The sequence below is a fragment of the Psychrobacter sp. PP-21 genome (assembly GCF_033790785.1).
GTDB lineage: Bacteria > Pseudomonadota > Gammaproteobacteria > Pseudomonadales > Moraxellaceae > Psychrobacter.
Genome location: NZ_JAMYEB010000010.1, coordinates 62,438 through 84,133, shown reverse-complemented (window position 1 = coordinate 84,133; position 21,696 = coordinate 62,438). Strand labels below are relative to the sequence as shown.

The following is a 21,696-nucleotide window of genomic DNA, read 5'->3' as shown; positions in this document are numbered from 1 at the left end:
CACCAGCGCTGACTATTAGATCTCTAGACCTGCTGCCAACTTTTTATATTCTCCAGCAAGCGAGCCACCACCTGAGCAAAAATAGTTCAGTGCATACTTGTCTGTACTGTCGATGGTGAGAGTGTCATCTTTAAATTGAAAAAAGGCGGTGCTGTCATTTACCTGTGCCTGAAAAATCGTACCGTGAGCGGCATCTTGCCCCATGAGTGTCGCCTTGCCATCGAAGTGACAAGTAGGTTTTTTAATATCGCTGCGTGAACGAACTTTAATATCAATCTGCTGATCACTCTCTGCTCGTACCTTTACGCCAACCCAGTCATAGCCTTGAGCACGTTTATCGTAGTCTGCAGAAGCATAATCCGCTGAAAGTTTGTCTGCAAAAACTTCATCTACTGAACTAATTACTGATTTGATAGTGCTTTGATTAGCGCTATTCATAGTAGGCGACACATTATTACAACCTATTAAAGTTACAAGGGTAGAGGTGATCATCATGAGCCTACCAGCAGAATAAAAGCGACGGTACGAAAGAGTCATATAAATGCCTTTGGTCAAGTAAAAAGGTAAAGATTCAAATTACTAGGGTCTGAAAAATTTATCGTATACAAATAATGGTACCGCTTACCCAAATTATAGTCTACTGAATAAACCTGCCAGCAGTGATGTGCCCTTTTTATTCCTTATGCTCTCAGACGAATAACAGCACTTATGCCAACATCACTATTCGATAAGCGAATTCGTCACTAAGCGTTTGCTATTTATGCTGATAGCATAGTTTTCATCCTCCCCAAAACCCAAAAATAAAAACGTCCTCCAAAATAGTCATTCATAGTAAAAATTATTTTGGCACAAACGTTCTATTACCTTTACTGAGAATCTCATGCCAAAAACAATAAGCATTCAGTTCGTGAGTGACAGCCGCCTATCTGCCAAGACTCTTGGTATCAGCAGTATCATTACTGCAGCGGCCATAATGACCGGGTGTAGCCCAACTGAAGCCACACAGAATGATGCCGCCGCAGCTGGCAATAACGACTCACAAGACGTTAGCCTGCTCAATGTCTCTTATGACGTATCTCGCGATTTTTATAGAGACTACAACGAGCTATTTCGTACTGAATATCTCAAAACCCATCCAGACAGCGAGGTAAAGGTCAACCAATCACATGGTGGCTCAAGTAAGCAAGCACTGTCCGTGGCCAATGGTTTGCAGGCTGATGTGGTGACTTTTAATCAAGAAACCGATATGAACTTATTGGTCGAGAGAGGCTTAGTCAGCACTGACTGGCAGCAAGCGTTACCCAATGGCGCTGTCCCTTATACCAGTACGATGGTGCTACTGGTTCGTACGGGCAATCCAAAAAACATTAAAGACTGGTCGGACTTGGCACGTAATGATGTCGAAGTCGTCATCCCTAACCCCAAGACCAGTGGCACGGCACGCTATGCGTTCTTAGGTGCTTATGGCTATGGGCTGCACCAATTTAAAGAAAAGAGCAGCGAAAACCCTACTAAAACTGATGGCTTTATCAAAAAGCTGCTAGCAAACGTAGTCACTTATGACAATGGCGCGCGTGCAGCGACCACCAGCTTCACTCAGCGCGGCTTAGGGGATGTGCTGATTACGACCGAAAACGAAGCGCATCTGACGGCCAAACAGTTTGCCAAAGGTCAGGTCGATATCGTCTATCCAAGTTACTCTATTACCATCGCCAACCCAGTAGCAGTGGTCACGGCAGTAACTGAAAAATCAGGTAAGACGGCAGCAGCAAATGCTTATCTGAAAGGTTTATGGGACAAACCTGCACAAGAGCTCATGGCAGAGATGTACATGCGCCCAAGTAACGAGCAAGTCCTAGCTGCTCACAAAAATACATTACCTGATATCGAGACGTTTGATCCTGTGACGGTCTTTGGCTCATGGAACCAAATTATGGATGGATTTTTTGTCGATGGCGGCCGTTTTGATCAGTTGGCGAGCACCAAGACGAGCAGCAAGTAGCCGCTGATTATCTAATTTGTAGAACTGTCTATCTTGCCTATCATTACTAAGGTACATACAAGAAGGCATATGTAAGGCAGATCGCATTTGTGCCAGTAGCAACACTGTCCATTGCTAAACCAACAGTTATACATAACTTGCAGTGCGATAAATTATTGATATGTTTAGAGTTGTCCGCTTGTTATTCCCTTTTGGCAATAACATACGCATATTCATCATTAAACATAATAAGATGGCACTGTTAGCATACTTGCATCACACAACAGACATCTTCGAGGTATTTATGACAGACATAGCCGGTTATCAACAAAAAAGTAAAACTCTCAGTGGCTTCAGTGCCTTAAGTATTGCTGGCGTTGCCTTAACACTTGGTCTGGCTGGCTGTAGCAATAGCGAGACGACTGATGCGGCTGCTAACGCTGATGGTGCAGCAGCAGAAGGGCAGAGCATTGAGCTACTGAATGTCTCATACGATGTGGCACGTGACTTTTATAAAGACTACAACCCATTGTTTGTTGAGCACTATAAAGCTGAGAACCCAGACAGCGATATCTTAATTAAGCAATCGCATGGCGGCTCAAGCAAGCAAGCATTGTCTGTTGCTAACGGCCTACAAGCAGATGTTGCCACTATGAACCAAGGCTCTGATATTGAGTTACTTGAGAAAAAAGGCTTGGTTGAGTCAGATTGGGAAAGTAAATTCCCAGACAACGCAGTGCCGTTCACCAGTACAATCGTATTTTTGGTACGTAAAGACAATCCAAAAAATATTCAAGACTGGGAAGACTTGACCCAGGATGGTATTGAGATTGTCATGGCCAATCCGAAGGTCACAGGTAACGGTCGTTATGCGTTCTTAGGTGCATATGGTTATGGTCTACATGCTTTTAATGAAGATGAAACAAAAGCTAAAGGCTACGTCAAAGACATGCTAAAAAATGTCAAAGTCTATGAGAATGGCGGACGTGCAGCAACGACGACTTTCGTACAGCGCGGTATCGGTGATGTTTTGGTGACCTTTGAAAACGAAGCCAACCTAGCGGCAACTGATTTTGGTGCTGGTCAAGTCGATATCGTGTATCCAAAATACTCAATCAAATCAGAGAGCCCTGTGGCTGTCGTGAAGACCGTAACAGACAAAAAAGGCACTACAGATGCTGCCAAAGCGTATCTTGATTACTTGTGGAGTGAGCCAGCTCAGCAGCTAGCCGCTGACCTATACTTGCGTCCTAGCGTCCAAAGCGTACTTGAGAAAAACGGTGACAAACTGCCGCCAGTTGAGACTTTCCGTCCGAACGATGCCTTTGGCACATGGGACGAGATCATGAGCACGTACTTCAGCGATGGTGGTGTGTTTGATCAGTTAGCGATTAATGCACCGCAGTAATTGTTAGTCAATGATTTAGAGCCGCTACTGCGTCACAACTAAAACTGACCAACGCTTAGTTCAGTCAGTCATGAAGCACCCCATAAAGGACATGGTCGTACGCACTATGTCCTTTATATCATAAGCCGACCAATAATAATTTTTATAACAATAGTAATAATGGTCTTACGGTGAGCACCCTCGCTAAGTACCACCAGTTAGGCAATAGGACATCACTATGAGTGCAACATCTTCTTCTGCCAGTAAACCCGCCCACAAAAAGGGTTGGCTAACCCGTTTGCGTCAGCGCAATGTGCTACCTGGGTTTGGTCTGAGCATGGGTATAACTGTCTTTAGCTTGTCGTTATTGGTGGTACTACCGTTTGCCATGATGGCCTATACCACAACCCAGATGGGGTGGACTGGGTTTTGGGATACCATTACTCAGCCGCAGGTCACTGCTGCTATCAAGCTGAGCTTATGGATGTCGTTTTTGGCGATGCTGACCAATATGGTGTTTGGTACATTGGTCGCTTGGGTGCTGGTTCGCTATGAGTTTTGGGGAAAGTCACTCATCAATGCTTTGGTCGATCTACCATTTGCGTTGCCAACGGCAGTCACAGGTATCTCACTGGCGACGCTATATGCGCCTAATGGCTTGATTGGTCAATGGTTTGCCAAGTTTGATATTCAGGTGGCCTTTACGCCAATAGGTATTTGGTTGGCACTGGTCGTCGTCAGTTTCCCCTTTATCGTTCGTGCCGTGCAGCCAGTACTCGCTGAGCTATCAGTCGAGTTTGAAGAAGCATCTGCGGTTTTGGGTGCCAATCGTCTCACGACATTTCGTAAAGTGATCTTGCCAGAGTTATTGCCTGCCTTGCTGATGGGTGCAGGTATGATGTTTGCTCGTGCGACTGGTGAGTATGGCTCGGTTATCTTTATCGCTGGCAACATACCGATGCAGTCTGAAATTTTGCCACTCATTATCATCAGTAAGCTTGAGCAGTTTGACATTCAAGGCGCCTCTGCGGTCGCACTATTTATGCTGCTCATATCGTTTATTATCTTGTTGACCATTAATATCATGCAGTGGAAACTGTCGCGCCGTGTAGGAGCTCGCTAATATGCAAATATCTAATAGCTACGACTACCAAAAAAACGCAGCGACTAAAGATTCCCCATGGATACGCCGCACCTTTATTGTTATTGCCGTGCTGTTTATGGTCTTGATGCTTGTGGTGCCATTATTGGCTGTGTTTTATGAAGCGTTCAAAAATGGCTGGCAGTTATATCTTGCCTCATTAGTTGATCCTGAAGCACTACAAGCAATCAAGCTTACGTTGATTACCGCCGCCATTGTGTTGCCGATCAATATGGTGATGGGTATTGCGATTGCATGGTTGGTCACACGCTACCAGTTTAAAGGCAAGCAGCTGGTGACCACGTTGCTTGATTTACCATTCTCAGTATCACCAGTTGTTGCCGGTTTAATGTTTGTGCTGCTATTCGGTCTGAACTCTACAATCGGTGGCTGGCTTGAGAGTATGGGCTTTCAGGTGATTTATGCCGTACCTGGTATCATTTTGGCGACACTATTTGTGACCTTTCCTTTTGTTGCGCGTGAGTTGATACCGCTGATGCAGACCCAAGGCGACTCCGAGGAGCAAGCAGCGTTAACCTTAGGTGCGAGTGGTTGGCAGACTTTTTGGCATGTGACACTGCCTAATATCAAATGGGCACTGCTGTATGGTTTGATTTTGACCAATGCGCGTGCGATGGGTGAGTTTGGTGCTGTCAGCGTTGTATCTGGTCATATTCGCGGTGAGACCAACACCATGCCGCTATTGGTTGAGATTGCCTACAATGATTATAACTTTACTGCTGCGTTTGCTTTATCGAGCTTACTGGCCGCACTTGCCTTGATAACGCTATTGATTCAGCAAGTCATGACCAAAATGCAAGAACGTAAGTTTGCAAAGTCTGAGCGCTTAGCGAGTGTACCTGAGCTACCAGTAAGTGCCAATGCAACGACTGCAACAGCTGAGAGTGTTGATAAGTGATAAGTGACGCGATTCAACGATATCCAACTTGGCAGCGTTAATAGGATTGATGTAGTAGCTGCCCAGTATTTTGCTACGATACGACAAAAGACATAATAAGAGATACGATTATGAGCATTGAGATTCGCAACGTTAATAAAAAATTCGGTAACTTTACGGCTTTAGATAATATCAATATCACTGTACCGACTGGCAAGTTGACGACGCTATTAGGTCCTTCAGGCTGCGGTAAGACCACTTTGCTACGTATTATCGCAGGCTTAGAATATGCTGACTCTGGGCAGGTATTGTTTGATGAGCTGGACGTGACCAACACCCCTGTACAAAAGCGACATATTGGTTTTATGTTTCAGCATTATGCGCTATTTCGCCATAAAAACATCGCAGACAACGTCGCCTTTGGTCTGACTCTACTGCCAAAAAATGAGCGACCTAGTAAAGCGGATATCAATAAACGTGTGGCAGAGCTACTAGATCTGGTACAGCTCCCACAAGTGGCCAATGCTTATCCACATCAGTTATCAGGTGGTCAACGTCAGCGTATTGCACTAGCGCGCGCACTCGCTGTAAAGCCAAAGCTATTACTACTTGATGAACCATTTGGCGCGCTAGATGCCAAAGTACGTAAGGAGCTACGTACCTGGCTAAAAAACATCCATCATGAGCTCGGTATCACAAGCATCATGGTGACTCACGATCAAGAAGAAGCTCGCGCCGTATCAGATGAGATTGTGGTGATGAACCAAGGGCGAGTAGAGCAGGTAGGGACGTCAGAGGAGCTGATACATCAGCCAGCCAATGCGTTTATCAGTGACTTCTTAGATCTGACATAAGCAGTTGACGAGCCAATAAAAAAGCCTACTTATGTAGGCTTTTTTATTGGCTGCTCTCATCATCTTAGCTACAGTGAACTTGACTGTCGCTATTATGGTACTTAAGCAGGTTTTGACTCGTCTTTATCGATATCACTTGGGGCGAGTTGATCATAAGTGATGTCTAGAATATCCCGACACCACTCTGGTAAATCATCAGCGACCTCATACCACATCCATGTACCGTCACGTACACAGCTTAATATACCTAATTTTTTCAAATGGTTCAAATGCCGCGATATCGTGGGCTGCGGCTGATCAAGCATGTCTACTAGATCGCCCACGCAACGTGTTTCTTTTTTGAAAAGAATTTGAAATATTTTTAGGCGTGTCGGATCAGATAAGACTTTAAACAAATCAATAGGTCGTATCGTAAAATTATTATCAGACATAGGAAAATTCCAATGGGCTTCGTTTATAGGGGTTCAATATAACAGCAGTCATCTACAAAATCGATTAAAAAATAAGCAAAATTACAGTTCATCGTTAATTCACTACCTTCGACAATATTCGGTTACATGCACGCTTATATCCACTTACATAAATAGATGAAACAAGACATAGTAATACTGCTGCGACTAAAAAAAGATGTTAAATGTTATTGAAAATGATAATAGTTATCGTTATTATACTGCATATCGTGATTCATCGAATAAGTAGTGGTATTCAGAGGAGCCCGTTCATGTACGTATGTATCTGTAACAACGTAAAAGAAAAGCAAATCAAGGCAGCTATTGCATCTGGTGTTGATACCCTTGATGGTCTAAAAGACACTCTAGATGTGGCAACGTGCTGTGGATGCTGCGAGCCTATGGTTAATGACTACTTGGACGAGCATCATGCCAGTCTCGATGTTTTAGCATATGCGGTTTAAGATTATTTAGCGTAAGCTATTGTATTTCCAACATAAAAATATATATTCAATATATTGAATTTACTCTTTCATTATACATAAGGGGTAGGTTGCAAGCGTCCATATAACCTCTTTGATACACCGACCTACTTGCTACAGACCTGTAGCAGGTACCCTGATTAGCAATTGTAGACAATTATAATTCTCAATTAGCATCTTATTCTTAGTTCACAACATTACATGCTATACAGCGCCTGTATGCTACTATATCTGTCTAAGATTGTAAGATATTTTGTTGACTTTGCTCTTTACTGACCAGTTTACCAATCATGCTGTCCTTATATGTTTAATTGTGAATATAGGGTAAAGTGCAAATATAAATAGAGGAGTACGCATTATGATAGGTAGCCAAAAAGTTATTGATTATTTGAATTTCTTGCTAGGTGGTGAGCTTGCCGCTCGTGACCAATATTTCATCCACTCAGAGATGTACGCTGAATGGCACTACGGCAAACTATATGATCGTATCCATCACGAAATGGATGATGAGACGCTACATGCACAGGCGATTGTCCGCCGTATTTTGATGCTAAGCGGCACCCCTAAGATGACAGTTGATAAAATCAACATCGGTAGCACTGTTCCTGAGATGTTGCAGCTTGATTTAGATCTAGAGTACCAAGTACAGCAGCACCTAAAAGACGGCATTGCACTTTGTGAAGCAGAGCATGACTATGTCACGCGTGAGATGTTGGTTGAGCAGCTAAAAGATACGGAAGAGGATCATGCACACTGGTTAGAGCAACAGCTGCGTTTGATTGATATGATTGGTCTGCCAAATTACCTACAAAGCCAAATGGCTGAGGTGACTCCTAATCTTGTCTGATATCATAATAGACACGAATAAAACACCATAGCATTTAGTATAAATATGAAAGGGAGAGAGGTAATGAGAGGGGATAAAGAAGTCATTCGCGCACTAAACAAAGTGCTTGGGCAGTCGTTGATTGCAATCAATCAGTATTTTTTGCACGCGCGTATCGCTCGTCACTGGGGATTAGAGGCGCTTAACGATTCACTCTATAAGCAATCTATTGCTGAGATGAAGTGGTCAGATGATTTGATTGCGCGTATTTTACTATTAGGTGGCCTTCCAAACTTACAAGAACTAGGTAAAGTATTGGTTGGTGAAGATGTGCCAGAGGTCATCGATTGCAATCTACGTTTAGAAAAGCAAAAATTTAGTATTATTACTGATGCCATTACTTTATGCGAGACAAAGGCTGATTATGTCTCTCGTCAACTACTGGTCACCTTAAAAGACGGTAACGAAGAATATCAGGACTGGTTAGAGACACAAGAAGATCTGATTGAGAGTATTGGTGCAGAGCGCTATATCCAATCACAAATCAGCGACGATGACGCGCCTTAGATCATTATTATAGATAAGCGATAATATGAACGTGCCAGCGTACTATTGGTTTTGAGCCAGTGATACGCTGGCTTTTTTATGTGTGGACGCTGTGCCTCTAAAAGTAATGATGTCGTCTATGACGTCATTTTTGACAGCATTGTCTTTTAACAGCCTTTAACAATGTGTATTTTTGGAACCGTTATCGTTAATATTCAATATAAGCCGCGACCGTCCTCAGGTTTTAGGCGCAAAAAGTATAACCCTGATAGTATGGTCAAAATGCCCAATATCCAATAGGTAGTTTGAAAGGCAACTAGCGTATCCATTTGCAAGCGCTCACGCAGGATGTTTAATACCGCTGCCCCAAAAGCAATGCCGAAGCTAATAGCCAACTGCTGATTGACCGCCATCAAGCTATTCCCGCTACTGGTCTGCGCTCCTTGCAAATCACCGATTGTAATGGTGTTCATTGCACTGAACTGCATTGAGTTACAAGCGCCCATTATGGTTAGTATGGGTATAAACCACAACCACTGCGAGGCATCATTAAACTGCGCCAATACAATGATGAGAGAGCCCATAAATAAAGTGTTGTATACCAACACCTTGCGATAGCTAAAACGCTGGATAATTTTACTAACCCAAGGCTTGATACCGATAGCGCCAACGGCAATGGGGGCGAGTAACCACCCTGCCTGTGAGGGTGAATATTCAAACACCACTTGTAGTAGCAGTGGTAGCAAAAATGGCACAGCACTGATACCAAGGCGGGTAAATAAATTACCAGTAATCCCAATACGAAAGGTGCGAATATCAAATAAACTTAAAGGAAACAGAGGAGTCGATCGACGCTTGGCATGCCAGACATAAGCGCCCATCAATAAACTTGCCCCCAAGCCAAACAGTAAGCCATAAAACCCACGCCCTGTATGTGAGCCAAACTCGACTGCAAGCGTAAACCCACAAGCGGCAGCGGCAAACAGTAAAAACCCTGTCCAATCCAGGCGCTTGGTATCTTCAAACAAAGCAGGCACCAGTTTTTTGCCCATAATAAATCCAGCTATCCCCATTGGTATGTTAATCAAAAATATCCAATGCCAGCTGGCATACTGTACGATATAGCCGCCCAGTACTGGGCCCACTAAGGGCGCGACCAATGCTGGTATGACCGCAAAGTTCATGACGGTGAGCAGCTTATTGCGTGGGTATGACTTCACCAATATCAGACGTGCCACGGGCGTCATCATCGCACCACCAATACCTTGTATCACCCGTGAACCAATCAAAAAATCTAAGGTAGGCGAGGCGGCGCACAGTACTGAGCCAATACAGAAGATCACAATCGCTGATAAGAACACACGGCGGGTGCCATATTTATCTGCTAAGAACCCACTGATAGGGATAAAAATCGCCAATGTCAGCGCGTAACTGATGACTGCCCATTGCATTTTTAAGGGAGACTCGCCTAATGCCTGCGCCATTTGCGGTAATGAGGTATTCAAGATAGTGGCGTCTAAAATTTGCATAAACAGCGCTACCGCCAGTACATAGGGTAGATATTTATCTTGTGTCGGGGTAAGCGTTAGCATGTCAATCCCATTAGGGGTCTGATTATGAAGTAGGAAAGATCGTAGGTTTGCGATCAGAGTGCGCCATACAAGCTGAGTAGTATAAGAAAGCCTGAATGATAATAAAAGTGACTCAAGGTAACGGAGGCGATAACAGAACCTGCTAATAGACTATGTGGCGAGCTATAGCATTTTCCATACGGTATCTATTAATCGTCTAACGTCATGACAGGCATGGAATCGCAACATTGATTACAAGATAGGACTTTAATGTCAATATAGGTTGCCGTTATAGTAAAGTCTTGCCAGCCAGTCGTATTATCGAGTGACTAAGAAGACAGTCACCAAACAATAAGAGCAAATACAAGCTGAATAATAATGAATAGTCATCACTAAGGATATTTTATGAGTACTGAAACAACTGACAATGTGCAAAATGACAAATACGTGCCACCTAAAGTCTGGACACAAGATAAAGATAATGGCGGTAAGTTTGCTAGCATCAATCGCCCAACATCTGGAGCACGCTATGACAAAGAGCTACCGATAGGGGATGCGCCGCTACAACTATACTCCCTAAACACACCCAATGGTGTCAAAGTAAATATATTACTAGAGGAGCTGGCTGAAGCTGGTATTAGTGGCGCTGAGTACGATGCGTATAAAATTGATATCTCTCAAGGTGAGCAATTTGGCTCTGGCTTTGTGACGATAAACCCTAACTCAAAAATTCCAGCCTTGGTTGACCATTCTGCGGATACCGCGGGCAAGCCTATCGCACTTTTTGAGTCAGGTGCTATTTTGATGTACCTGGCAGAAAAGTTTGATAAATTCTTGCCTTTGTCACTAGGTAAAGCGCGAGCAGACTGTCTATCTTGGATTATGTGGCAAATGGGTAGCGCACCTTTCTTAGGTGGTGGCTTTGGACACTTCTATGCCTATGCACCAGAGCCATTAGAGTACCCAATTAACCGCTATACAATGGAGACTAAGCGTCAGCTTGATGTATTGGATACTCACCTAAAAGACAACCTATACCTATGTGGCAATGACGAGTCTGACTACAATATAGCAGACATGATCGTGTGGGCATGGTATGGACAGTTAGTACTTGGTAAGCTCTACGATGCGGCAGAGTTTTTACAAGTACAAGATTATAAGCATGTACAGCGCTGGGCTCATGCCATTGCTGAGCGTCCTGCCGTCAAACGTGCGATAGCATTGGAGCTAAAACCAATCAACTAACCTAGACGTTGTAGGCTGTTTGAGCATCATAGCAAGGCTGATAAGTGGTTCACTTATTAGCCTTTTTTACTTTGATACTGATTTACGGATATAAAGAGGGGGATGTACTTTATTTTATTTTTACATAATGCTACATTAGAATAACAGATAGAAACATCGGTACGTTAAGATAGCGGTTTACTGTCGCGATAGACAGGTGTTTATACTTATTCGATTGATGGGTAATAACTATGAAGGACTATAACAATACGAACACGGGATCACTGCTGAGCTGTTCTGATCACTTGAGCATCAATGGCTTGAGTGCTGACAATGGGTTTGATCACCGCATGAATGTAAAGGGACGAAATTATGATGCTCATAACGTGGATAGTGACGGGCATTTGGAGTCTAACGCTAAAATAATAAGAAACACTCCTATGTCTTGCCCAAAAAACAAAATACGTTTACCTATGATAGCCGCTATCGCGACTGCCTTGTTGGGTACAGCGAGTGTGTCACATGCACATACTGAATTTACCAGTCAAGACTGGCAAGTGGTCTGTGACAATACTCTCACTTGCCGGCTGGCAGGGTATCAAGCAGAAAATAATAGCGAGTTCCCTGTGTCTATACTGTTGACACGCCGTGCAGGGGCAAATGCTGGCGTGGATGGTAAGGTGAAACTTGGCGGCGCAAGAGATAGCTCTTCTAAAGCTTTAATGCAGTTGGGTAACCGTCATCGAATATCTCTATCTATTAACGATAGAAACTACGGCGAAACCAAGCCATACTCTACAGCGGCAGGTAACGCTGAGCTCACTCAAGCACAGGTGACAGCGCTCATCAATGCACTGCAGAGATCGAGTAAGATCACATTGACGCTGCGTAACTCACGCTGGGAGCTTTCAGACAAAGGCGCTAGTGCGGTCATGCTAAAAGCTGATGATGTCCAAGGACGAGTAGGCACGCCAAGCGCTTTTATCACTAGTGATGGCACAGCGAAGTCGAATAGCAGCGTACTACCCCCTAGAGCGGTACCAGTATTACGTTTTGTAGAGCCAAGTGGTAAAGCTGATTCGAGTAATGACAAAAAATTTGTCATGAAGTCTTCTCAATTAGCGTCACTAATGAGGGGCACGATGAAGGATGCAGATGGCGACTGCCCAAATCTATCGGACAAGTCTCCTTGGCGTGTCAGTCGTTTGAATGGTTCACAATTGCTGGCACAGCATGATTGCTGGACAGCCGCTTATAACGCAGGTGGCGGTGCATGGGTCCTCAATGATAGCAAACCATATAAGCCGACATTGGTGACGACCAGCGCTACAAGCTATGACAAAGGTAAGCTGAGCTCAGTACAAAAAGGACGCGGTATCGGCGACTGTATGAGCAAAGTTGACTGGGTATGGACAGGACGCGCGTTTGAGAAAAGCCACGAGAGTACCACTGGACTTTGCCGACTTATCGACGCGGGCGGTGCTTGGCAGCTACCGACCTATGTCACTGATGTCAAAGTCGTCAGATAGTCATATATCGTATGAGATCAACTATTTAATAGTCTCAATCTTGATGATATAAAGCCTATTTACTCAGTATCTGAAGAAATAGGTACATATAATTTTTTATTGTGCTATACTGCGTCGCCACGTTAGTTCAGGCTATCGTGAATTATGAGATTGATAACATCGCCTGCGATTTTGGGTCTAGGATGACCATAAGTAATTGTTGCCGATGATTTTGTGTACTTAAATAACCTTTTTATAACAATATCCGTTATTTTTGACTCATATCTTATCTACTGCCCCATAAATAGGGTCTAGATTGGTTGCTGTTTGCCTTTATCTGCTTTGGACAAAGCATCGATAATGAGCGTATATCAAGCAAGGATAAGACACTCGGCACTACCACCAAAATACGTCAGACAGCACGAACGCATTTATTATAAAGACGCTAAGCTCTATTGGCTTGGTTTCTGATTATCGACGATTTTATATTGCTCGGTAGTCAGTTAATAAGAGCAGCGTGGTGAACGGTTATCAGTGGTATGCATCAAGTTTGCTGAATTTACAGCAGCTTATACTTACCAAGGATTCTTATGACTGACATCTTATCTACCATTGCCGCTGAAAACGGTATCATCGAAAGCACTGACACGCCAAACACTACTACAAATACTGAAGCGGCTGCTACTGACGCCACTGAAGAAAACAAAGTCACCTTTACTGATCTTGGCATTGCTAAGCCAATTCTTACTGCGCTTGATCGCAGTGGCTATACCAACCCAACCCCTATTCAAGAACAAGCCATTCCTTTTGCACTAGCAGGTCGTGACCTTCTATTATCAGCGCAAACAGGTAGTGGTAAAACAGCCGCATTCGTTATTCCTGTACTCGATCGCTTGAGCCGTGCTACGAGCTTTGACAAGCTGACTAAAGCACTTATCTTAACGCCAACGCGTGAGCTTGCTCAGCAGGTACACGACAGCGTACGTACGTACTCTAAAGACATGCGCGGTTTGTTCTGTGTGCCACTAGTTGGCGGCGCACCATACAACGGTCAGATCACTGCTTTGAGAAAAGGCGTTCAAGTCATCGTTGCAACCCCTGGTCGTTTGCTTGACCATATCAATGCAGGCCGTGTTGATCTATCAAACCTAGAAGTACTGGTACTTGATGAAGCGGATCGCATGCTAGACATGGGTTTTGCTGATGATATCAGTGATATCCTTCGTGCAGCGCCAACAGATCGTCAAACCATTATGTGTTCAGCGACTTGGGATGGCCCAGTAGGTAAAATCGCAGCGAGCTTTACTAAGAACCCTGAGCGTGTTTCTATCAAAGTAGAATCTGCACACATCGAAGAAAAAGTGTACTACTGTGATGATTTTGAACATAAGAACAAATTGCTTGATAAGATTGTTTGCCACAAAGATATGGACCAAATCATTATCTTTGCTGCGACCAAACGCAGTACTGAAAAATTGGCAAAACAGCTACAAGAAGCAGGTCACAAAGCAAGCTTCCTACATGGTGACTTGCCACAAAGCAAGCGTAACCGTATTGTTCAAGACTTGCGTAATGGTAAATGCAAAATTCTAGTAGCGACTGATGTTGCTGCTCGTGGCCTAGACGTACCAGCCATCTCACATGTCATCAACTATGACTTACCACGTCAAACAGAAGACTACGTCCACCGTATTGGTCGTTGTGGTCGTGCTGGCCGTACTGGTGTCGCAATCAGCCTATGTAGCATGGATGATCGTCCACAGCTAAATGCCATCAACCGTTACTTAGATCGCAAGATGGAAGTATGTGTTATCGAAGGTATGGAGCCTAAGAAAACGTACGTACCTAGCGAAAACAAAGGTAAAGGTCGTGGCCGTGGTCGTGGTCGCTCTAACGGCGGTGGTCAAGGCCGTGGTCGTTCAAGCGGTGGCTATGCTGGCAAATCTAGTGGCGGTGGTCGTGGTCGTTCAAGCGATAGTGCCTCAACTGGCCAACGTGCTAGTAACGACAGCGGTTATCAAGGTAAGCCACGTGACTCATCTGGCAAGCCAAATGAGCGTTCAGGCGGCAAGCCGTATCAAGGCAAGCGTACTGGTGGTCCTAGCCGTGGCGATAGCAATGGTGTTCCACGTGGTGAGCGCGCTGCAACAGGTCGCGGTCGTCCAAGCGGTAGCCAAGGTCGTCCAGCGGGTCGTTCTGACAGCCGTGGCCAAGGTCGCTCTAACGGCGGCAACCGTGGTAACAACTCGTAGTACTGTTATATTGAGCGATTGATATCATTGATCGCTTATATATAGTAATAAAAGGCCAGATACTTGTTATCTGGCTTTTTTGTGCGTGTCTGTTTTTTTATGTGGTCTTGCCATACTTTTAGGTACTTAGTGAGTGTTTTGGCTACTGTGGTTTTGCTATTTCAATCAAAGCATATTCGGCAAATTAATCATTGACGCCTGCTTGCGCGAGTTTTTTGCCTTGTCTATACTGATTTACTTTTGTCTGTTGTCTGTCTTGGAGCACGTTGATGCCTGCCACCTCAAATCTAGCAATCGATAACTTGCCATTGGCCTTTGGTATTATCATGGCCATTATTGGTCTGGTTTTTTATACTCAGGGCTTGCCAGGTAAGTTTTGGCGTCGGTTTTATGCGGTATTGCCTGGTATTGTGCTCTGCTGCTTTATCCCAGCAACCCTAAACAGCTTAGGGGTATTCGCTGACGGGGTTGGCGCGCAAATTTATGGGTTTACCGCCACCTATCTGTTGCCAGCCAGCTTGTTACTGATGACGCTATCTATGGATGTACCCAAAATATTGGGCTTAGGCTGGAAGGCCATTGCCATGTTCTTTGCCGCCAGTGTCGCTATTGTTATCAGTGGACCTATCAGCTTAGGGATTGCAAAATGGGTATCACCTGCTATGTTCACTGATGATACGCTATGGCGTGGGTTTTCTGCAGTGGCTGGCAGTTGGATAGGCGGCGCAGCTAACCAAGCGGCCATGAAGGAGCTGTTTGAGGTCAGTGATGATTTGTTTGGTATGATGATTTTGGTCGATGCTACCAACGCCTCATTGTGGCTACTCGCTATTTTAGTGATGGCAAAGCATAGTGCCAAGATTGATCGATTCTTAAGGGCAGATACCAGTAGTATCGATAAAGTCATTAAAGCTGTCGAGAGCTATGAGCGCGATCATGCCCGCCCAGCGACTATCAACGATTTGATGGTGATGTTCGGCTTATGTTTTGCCATGGTAGGAGTCGCGCACTTTGTTGGCGAACAAATTGCTGCCTTCTTTTCGCCATACAAATGGGCAGTACAATACAGCTTTGCCAGTTCATTTTTTTGGATGGTGGTCATTATTACTTTGATAGGAGTGGTATTTTCGTTCACCAAAATTCGTCGCCTTGACCATATAGGCGCATCCAAAGTAGGGACGGTATTCATTTTTGTGCTGATCGCTGCGATCGGTATGCAAATCAATCTGGCTGGCATCGTCTCTCAGTGGCGTTTACTACTCATCGGCTTATTGTGGATGAGCATCCATGTCGTGATTGTCTTTGCTGTGGCTAGACTCATTCGCGCACCGTTTTTCTTCTTAGCGGTTGGTTCCAATGCCAATACTGGCGGCGCATCGTCAGCGCCTATTGTTGCAACAGCTTTTCATCCGTCGCTGGCGCCCGTTGGTGTATTCTTGGGTATTTTGGGTTATGCTGTCGGGACGTTTGGCGGTTATATCAGTACCCAGTTGATGCGGTTGGTCGTGTCTTAATATATTAAGGTGTACTTAAAATTCCTGAATGCTCTAAAAGAGTTCTTTTCATTCAGCAATGCACTACATTAAGTCAAGTTGATGCAATAAAGTAGTGCGTTTCTTAGCTAAAATGGCTGTTAGGGTATGGCATAAAACTTGCCGAGTTATAGATGCATTTATAATCTATCACTATTAAGGGTATCTTTTATGTTTAAAAATACAGCGCTTTCTTTGGTTGCCCTTAGCGTATTTGGTGCTTCAGCATCCTACGCAGACAGCTTTATTATGCTTAAGCAAATGTCTAACAAACCTGTTCAGTTAACAGAAGGCGACTATAAGGGCAACTATTATGTACCATCGACTTTAGATACCATTACGTGGGGTTATTTGCCAAATAAAGACGCCAAGCCAGTATTATCTGTGGCGTCTGGTAGTACTGTCACATTTGATACGGTGTCACATGAAGGATTACTTGAAGATCAAGGGCGTGACGCTGAAAAATTTTTCACCTCAAAAGGAGTCAACGCAGCATTTATTCTAGATGAAGCAAAAGCTATCACTAAATCTACATTGGATCACGATTTCGACAAAGATGGACCTCATATTGTGACAGGCCCTATCGAAATAAAGGGCGCAAAACCTGGTGATGTATTAAAGGTCGAGGTGTTAAAGGTAGAGCCGCGTGTTCCTTACGGTGTTATTTCCAATCGTCATGGTAAGGGTGCTTTACCTGGAGAGTTTCCTAAAAAGATACCCCAAGCAGGTGCCTCTGCAGCTAACCCTGAACGCTATGGTAATGTTTCGGTATTCACACCCATAGAAAAAAGTGCCTCAGGTGACTATGAAGGTGTCTTAAAGACTGCTTCTGGTTCATCTATTCGTTTTCCGCTTAGTCCGTTTATGGGCTTGATGGGTGTTGCAGCTAACACCTCAGAAAAGGTACATTCAGTACCTCCTTCGTTTTACGGTGGTAATGTAGATATTAATGAATTGGGTGCTGGCGCTACTGTTTACTACCCAGTTCAAGTAAATGGTGCTTTGTTTTATACGGGTGATAGCCATTTTGCACAAGGTGATGGTGAGGTAGCACTGACAGCATTAGAAGCATCAGCACGTGCAACATTTAAATTTACATTGTTGAAAGCTGGAAAGGATCCTGTACCTGGCAAAAAAATTGAGCAACCATTGGCAGAAAATGCTGAATTTTGGATCACCCCTGGCTTAGATGCAGATTTAGATGAGGCAATGAAAAAGTCTACTCGTGAAGCTATTCGTTTTTTGAATCAAGAATATGGTATTGATGAGTCAATAGCTTATGCTTATTTGAGTGCTGCAACCGACTTTGAAGTGTCGCAAGTGGTTGATAAAACCAAAGGTGTTCATGCAAAAATTCGCAAATCAGATTTCACAGAATTTGAAAAAGACGCCAAGTAAGCTCACAATCGATGCGGTTGGTGGTGTCTTAACCTACAAGTCACTGTTATCCTAACTTTAGTACTAAATAAAACCCGCATCAATGCGGGTTTTTTATTATTAAACGCTTGAAGGTTTGAGTTATTGTTTTGTCTATCTATGCTATTGATACGTAAGCCCAGCCATGGTTTTGCATAGGTACGTGTTAGTATTTCTGCTAATCAAATACAGATAACTAAGAATACAGACAGCTAAGCACGTTAAAAATAAATAACGACTTGATAGGAATAATAACGCTATGGCGAACCCAAAAAATATAGAAAAGACGGTCAATAAGACCAGCACAGTAAAAAATGCTCTATACAACCCCGACCAAGAAAATATTCAGGTTAGAGGTGCGCGCGTTCATAATCTAAAAAATATTGATATTGACTTACCGCGCAATGCACTGGTGGTCTTTACTGGTATATCAGGCTCAGGAAAATCATCATTGGCATTTGGTACATTGTTTGCCGAATCACAACGTCGCTATCTTGATTCGGTGTCGCCTTATGCCAGACGACTGATTGATCAGGTTGATGAGCCAGATGTTGATGCTATAGAAGGGTTGCCGCCAGCAGTCGCGTTGCAGCAGCAGCGAGGGACACCTTCGGTACGATCTTCTGTGGGTAGTGTGACGACGATATCGAATGGTTTGCGTATGCTGTACTCGCGTGCAGGGGATTATCCAGCAGAGCAAGAAATACTATATGCCGATGCTTTCTCGCCCAATACACCAGATGGTGCTTGTCCGACCTGCTCGGGGATTGGCCGTGTGTTTGAAGTTACCGAAGAATTATTGGTTCCAGACAACACCAAGACTATACGTGAACGTGCGATTGCGGCGTGGCCACCAGCATGGCAAGGGCAAAATCTTAGCCGTATATTGACCACACTAGGCTATGACATTGATAAACCATGGCATACATTACCGAAGAAAACGCGTGATTGGATTTTGTTCACGGACGAGACGCCAACAGTGCCTGTCTATCCTGAATACAATATCAAGCAAACACGTGAAGCGATTGAAAAGGGCGAAAAGCCAAACTACATGGGTACGTTCACCAGTGCCAAAAATTTTATATTACACTCCTTTGCCACTACCCAAAGCCCGCGTACCAAAAAACGTGTCTCGCAGTTTATGCAGATATCTGAGTGCCCAGAGTGCCACGGCAAAAAGCTAAAAAAAGAATCGTTAGCAGTAAAATTTGCAGGTCTCGATATCGGTGAGCTCTCACAGCTTACACTTACAGATATGGCAAAAAAACTAGAGAAAACTGCACGTACCAAAATCGCTGATAACACCCCAAACCGCGAAAAGGCAATTGTCGCTCAGCGTATTGCCAGCGATATCCTCTCTCGTGTTGAGGCGTTGACAAGGCTTGGCTTGGGTTATCTCTCGCTTGAACGTACCACTCCGACACTCTCTCCTGGTGAGCTACAGCGCCTGCGGTTAGCCACTCAAATTCGCTCGCAGCTGTTCGGGGTGGTTTATGTGCTTGATGAACCTTCTGCTGGTCTACATCCTGCCGACACACAAGCACTACTTGGCGCGTTAGATGAGCTGATTGCGTCTGGCAACTCTGTGTTTGTCGTTGAGCATGATGTCAGTGTCATCAGACATGCTGATTGGGTGGTTGATGTTGGGCCAAAGGCGGGTACGCGTGGCGGCGAGATTGTTTATAGTGGTCCGGTAGAGGGGCTGCGTGACGTCACGCAGTCGCATACGGGTCGATACCTCTTTGCCGATAAAACATCTAATGCTCAGTCAAAATCTAATACAAGGCAACCTTCAGTATGGCTCAAACTTGCAAATATCGAGCGGAACAACATAGCAGGTCTAGACGTTGAGTTTCCGCTTGGGGTGATGACGAGCGTCACAGGGGTATCAGGATCGGGAAAATCAAGCCTCGTCAGCCAAGCCCTAGTTGATCTCATCAACGAAGCACTGGGACAAAAAACGATTGCAGAGGCGCCAGTAGGTGAGGCCGATTTGCTTGAACAAGAGCTTGAGTCGGTAACCGGCGGAGAGATTGTTGCTGGCATGGAGCATATACGCCGTCTTATCAACATCAATCAAAAAGCGATCGGACGGACGCCGCGCTCGAACCTAGCAACCTATACAGGGCTGTTCGATAACGTACGCAAGTTATTTGCCGCAACCGAGCAAGCAAAAGCATGCGGCTATGATGCTGGCAGGTTTTCGTTTAATACGACCAAAGGACGCTGCCCAAACTGTGAAGGTTTAGGGTTTGTTAGTGTGGAGCTATTATTTCTACCAAGCGTCTATGCGCCTTGCCAAGTCTGTCATGGACAGCGCTATGATGACGAGACGCTTGCTGTCACGTATCGAGACAAAAACATCGCTGAGGTGCTGAATCTAACCGTTGAGGCGGCTCATGAGTTTTTTGCTGATGAAGCGCCCATATTGCGTGCATTAGATGCGTTGCTCCAAGTGGGTCTTGGGTATTTGCGTTTAGGTCAGCCAGCTACCGAGCTATCAGGCGGTGAAGCCCAGCGAATTAAGCTTGCTACCGAGCTGCAACGCACCCAGCGAGGTGATACCCTTTATATACTAGATGAGCCAACCACAGGACTACATCCTGCTGATGTGTCTATGCTGATGGCTCAGTTAAATGGTCTCGTCGATGCAGGCAACACAGTCATCATGGTTGAGCATGATATGCAGGTGGCTAGCAATAGCGACTGGATGATTGATATTGGGCCAGGGGCTGGCGATGCAGGCGGGCTGATTGTCGCTCAAGGGACACCAGAAGCGGTAGCCCAATCAAAAGACAGTCGTACCGCACCGTTTTTGATGGTGTGATTTTATGGATATGACGACTGGTCTTTAAATTGGGTTTAAGGGCACGCCCTAGTAGAAAACACTACCCCCAATAACCATCAGGACATTTAGGCAGTTCAACCAAAGTGCGACGTAGCGCCTCTGACCATTGATGACGAATCGTATTAAAGTATTCATCATTCTCATCGATACGGCGGCCTACTGGTAAGGTTAAACTGTCATTGTCATAAAGCACAAAATCTATAGGCATACCTACTGACAAGTTTGATTGGATGGTTGAGTCGAATGAGAGCATCAAGGCGCGCGCTGCATGTCTCACATCCGTGTCGTAGCTGACAGAACGATCCAAAATAGGTTTACCATACTTGCTTTCACCCAACTGAAAAAACGGCGTGTCTTCTGTGGCTTTGATGCAATTGCCTTCAGGATAAATCAGGTATAGCTCAGGGGGCTGACCTTTGATTTGACCACCAAGCATAAATGAGCTGGTAAAAGCACCATCGCGACTAGAATTGGCGACTGATTTGGCATAGTTCATTTTTTCACGCATACATTCACCAACCATTTGCGCAGCATCAAACAAAGTGGCGACCGTATTAAGATTACTCTCAAGACGCTGATCAATGTCGTTTTGTAGTTTGTTGAATACCGCTTGCGATGTCGCTAAGCTACCAGCAGTTTGCAGCACCATGAAGCGCTCGCCTTCAATTCCGTATTGATACAGTTTTCTAAATGTCGATATGTGATCAACACCAGCATTAGTGCGCGTGTCACTGGCAAAAACCATACCGTCTTTTAGACGAATGGCAGCACAATAGGTCAT

General features: G+C 44.6%; 18 protein-coding genes. 14 read left to right on the top strand and 4 right to left on the bottom strand.

Translation table 11 applies throughout. The annotated features are described in order from the left end of the window. Nucleotides 1–15 precede the first annotated feature (15 nt). The gene (locus NJD71_RS09400) at nt 16–537 is read right to left on the bottom strand and encodes a hypothetical protein (RefSeq protein WP_319051710.1); all 522 of its coding nucleotides are present in this window, start codon (nt 535–537) and stop codon (nt 16–18) included. A 343-nt stretch (nt 538–880) separates the two neighbouring features. Here NJD71_RS09400 and NJD71_RS09395 point away from each other — a divergent pair, with 343 nt between their 5' ends. The 5 genes from NJD71_RS09395 to NJD71_RS09375 all read left to right on the top strand — a co-directional run bounded on the left by NJD71_RS09395 (nt 881) and on the right by NJD71_RS09375 (nt 6,261). Next, a complete protein-coding gene (locus tag NJD71_RS09395; RefSeq protein ID WP_319051709.1) occupies nt 881–2,002 on the top strand; it encodes a sulfate ABC transporter substrate-binding protein in 1,122 nt (373 codons plus the stop codon). A gap of 283 nt (nt 2,003–2,285) precedes the next feature. Beyond that, the gene (locus NJD71_RS09390; protein ID WP_319051708.1) at nt 2,286–3,389 is read left to right on the top strand and encodes a sulfate ABC transporter substrate-binding protein; all 1,104 of its coding nucleotides are present in this window, start codon (nt 2,286–2,288) and stop codon (nt 3,387–3,389) included. A 217-nt stretch (nt 3,390–3,606) separates the two neighbouring features. Continuing rightward, complete coding sequence (gene cysT, locus NJD71_RS09385) at nt 3,607–4,491, top strand: sulfate ABC transporter permease subunit CysT (protein ID WP_319051707.1); 885 nt, start codon at nt 3,607–3,609, stop codon at nt 4,489–4,491. Nucleotide 4,492: 1 nt separating this feature from the next. Beyond that, nucleotides 4,493–5,428, top strand: coding sequence for a sulfate ABC transporter permease subunit CysW (gene cysW, locus NJD71_RS09380; RefSeq protein WP_319051706.1), 936 nt, complete (start codon nt 4,493–4,495; stop codon nt 5,426–5,428). A gap of 110 nt (nt 5,429–5,538) precedes the next feature. Next, complete coding sequence (locus tag NJD71_RS09375; protein ID WP_319051705.1) at nt 5,539–6,261, top strand: sulfate/molybdate ABC transporter ATP-binding protein; 723 nt, start codon at nt 5,539–5,541, stop codon at nt 6,259–6,261. 101 nt (nt 6,262–6,362) lie between these two features. Here the strand turns inward: NJD71_RS09375 and NJD71_RS09370 are convergent, their stop codons facing one another. After that, entirely contained in the window at nt 6,363–6,692 is a 330-nt protein-coding gene (locus tag NJD71_RS09370) for an ArsR/SmtB family transcription factor (protein ID WP_319051704.1), read from the bottom strand. Nucleotides 6,693–6,982: 290 nt separating this feature from the next. Here NJD71_RS09370 and NJD71_RS09365 point away from each other — a divergent pair, with 290 nt between their 5' ends. The 3 genes from NJD71_RS09365 to bfr (NJD71_RS09355) all read left to right on the top strand — a co-directional run bounded on the left by NJD71_RS09365 (nt 6,983) and on the right by bfr (NJD71_RS09355) (nt 8,585). After that, entirely contained in the window at nt 6,983–7,174 is a 192-nt protein-coding gene (locus NJD71_RS09365) for a (2Fe-2S)-binding protein (RefSeq protein WP_319051702.1), read from the top strand. A gap of 376 nt (nt 7,175–7,550) precedes the next feature. After that, nucleotides 7,551–8,039: a bacterioferritin gene (bfr, locus tag NJD71_RS09360; RefSeq protein ID WP_319051701.1), complete on the top strand. Its 489-nt coding sequence runs from the start codon at nt 7,551–7,553 to the stop codon at nt 8,037–8,039. Nucleotides 8,040–8,102: 63 nt separating this feature from the next. Next, nucleotides 8,103–8,585, top strand: coding sequence for a bacterioferritin (bfr, locus tag NJD71_RS09355; protein ID WP_319051700.1), 483 nt, complete (start codon nt 8,103–8,105; stop codon nt 8,583–8,585). Nucleotides 8,586–8,779: 194 nt separating this feature from the next. Here the strand turns inward: bfr (NJD71_RS09355) and NJD71_RS09350 are convergent, their stop codons facing one another. Beyond that, entirely contained in the window at nt 8,780–10,156 is a 1,377-nt protein-coding gene (locus NJD71_RS09350) for a DHA2 family efflux MFS transporter permease subunit (protein ID WP_319051699.1), read from the bottom strand. Between the two features lie 384 nt (nt 10,157–10,540). Here NJD71_RS09350 and yghU point away from each other — a divergent pair, with 384 nt between their 5' ends. The 6 genes from yghU (at nt 10,541) to uvrA (ending at nt 20,894) form a co-directional block, all read left to right on the top strand. Next, nucleotides 10,541–11,380, top strand: coding sequence for a glutathione-dependent disulfide-bond oxidoreductase (yghU, locus tag NJD71_RS09345; protein ID WP_319051698.1), 840 nt, complete (start codon nt 10,541–10,543; stop codon nt 11,378–11,380). Nucleotides 11,381–11,610: 230 nt separating this feature from the next. Further along, a complete protein-coding gene (locus NJD71_RS09340; protein ID WP_319051697.1) occupies nt 11,611–12,888 on the top strand; it encodes a DUF1176 domain-containing protein in 1,278 nt (425 codons plus the stop codon). Between the two features lie 569 nt (nt 12,889–13,457). Next, nucleotides 13,458–15,119: a DEAD/DEAH box helicase gene (locus NJD71_RS09335; protein ID WP_319051696.1), complete on the top strand. Its 1,662-nt coding sequence runs from the start codon at nt 13,458–13,460 to the stop codon at nt 15,117–15,119. Nucleotides 15,120–15,388: 269 nt separating this feature from the next. Beyond that, complete coding sequence (locus tag NJD71_RS09330) at nt 15,389–16,633, top strand: DUF819 family protein (protein ID WP_319051695.1); 1,245 nt, start codon at nt 15,389–15,391, stop codon at nt 16,631–16,633. Nucleotides 16,634–16,822: 189 nt separating this feature from the next. After that, complete coding sequence (locus tag NJD71_RS09325) at nt 16,823–18,049, top strand: acetamidase/formamidase family protein (RefSeq protein ID WP_319051694.1); 1,227 nt, start codon at nt 16,823–16,825, stop codon at nt 18,047–18,049. A gap of 277 nt (nt 18,050–18,326) precedes the next feature. Further along, entirely contained in the window at nt 18,327–20,894 is a 2,568-nt protein-coding gene (gene uvrA / locus NJD71_RS09320; protein ID WP_319051693.1) for an excinuclease ABC subunit UvrA, read from the top strand. A 61-nt stretch (nt 20,895–20,955) separates the two neighbouring features. Here the strand turns inward: uvrA and NJD71_RS09315 are convergent, their stop codons facing one another. Continuing rightward, nucleotides 20,956–21,696, bottom strand: coding sequence for a peptidase (locus tag NJD71_RS09315; protein ID WP_319051692.1), 741 nt, complete (start codon nt 21,694–21,696; stop codon nt 20,956–20,958).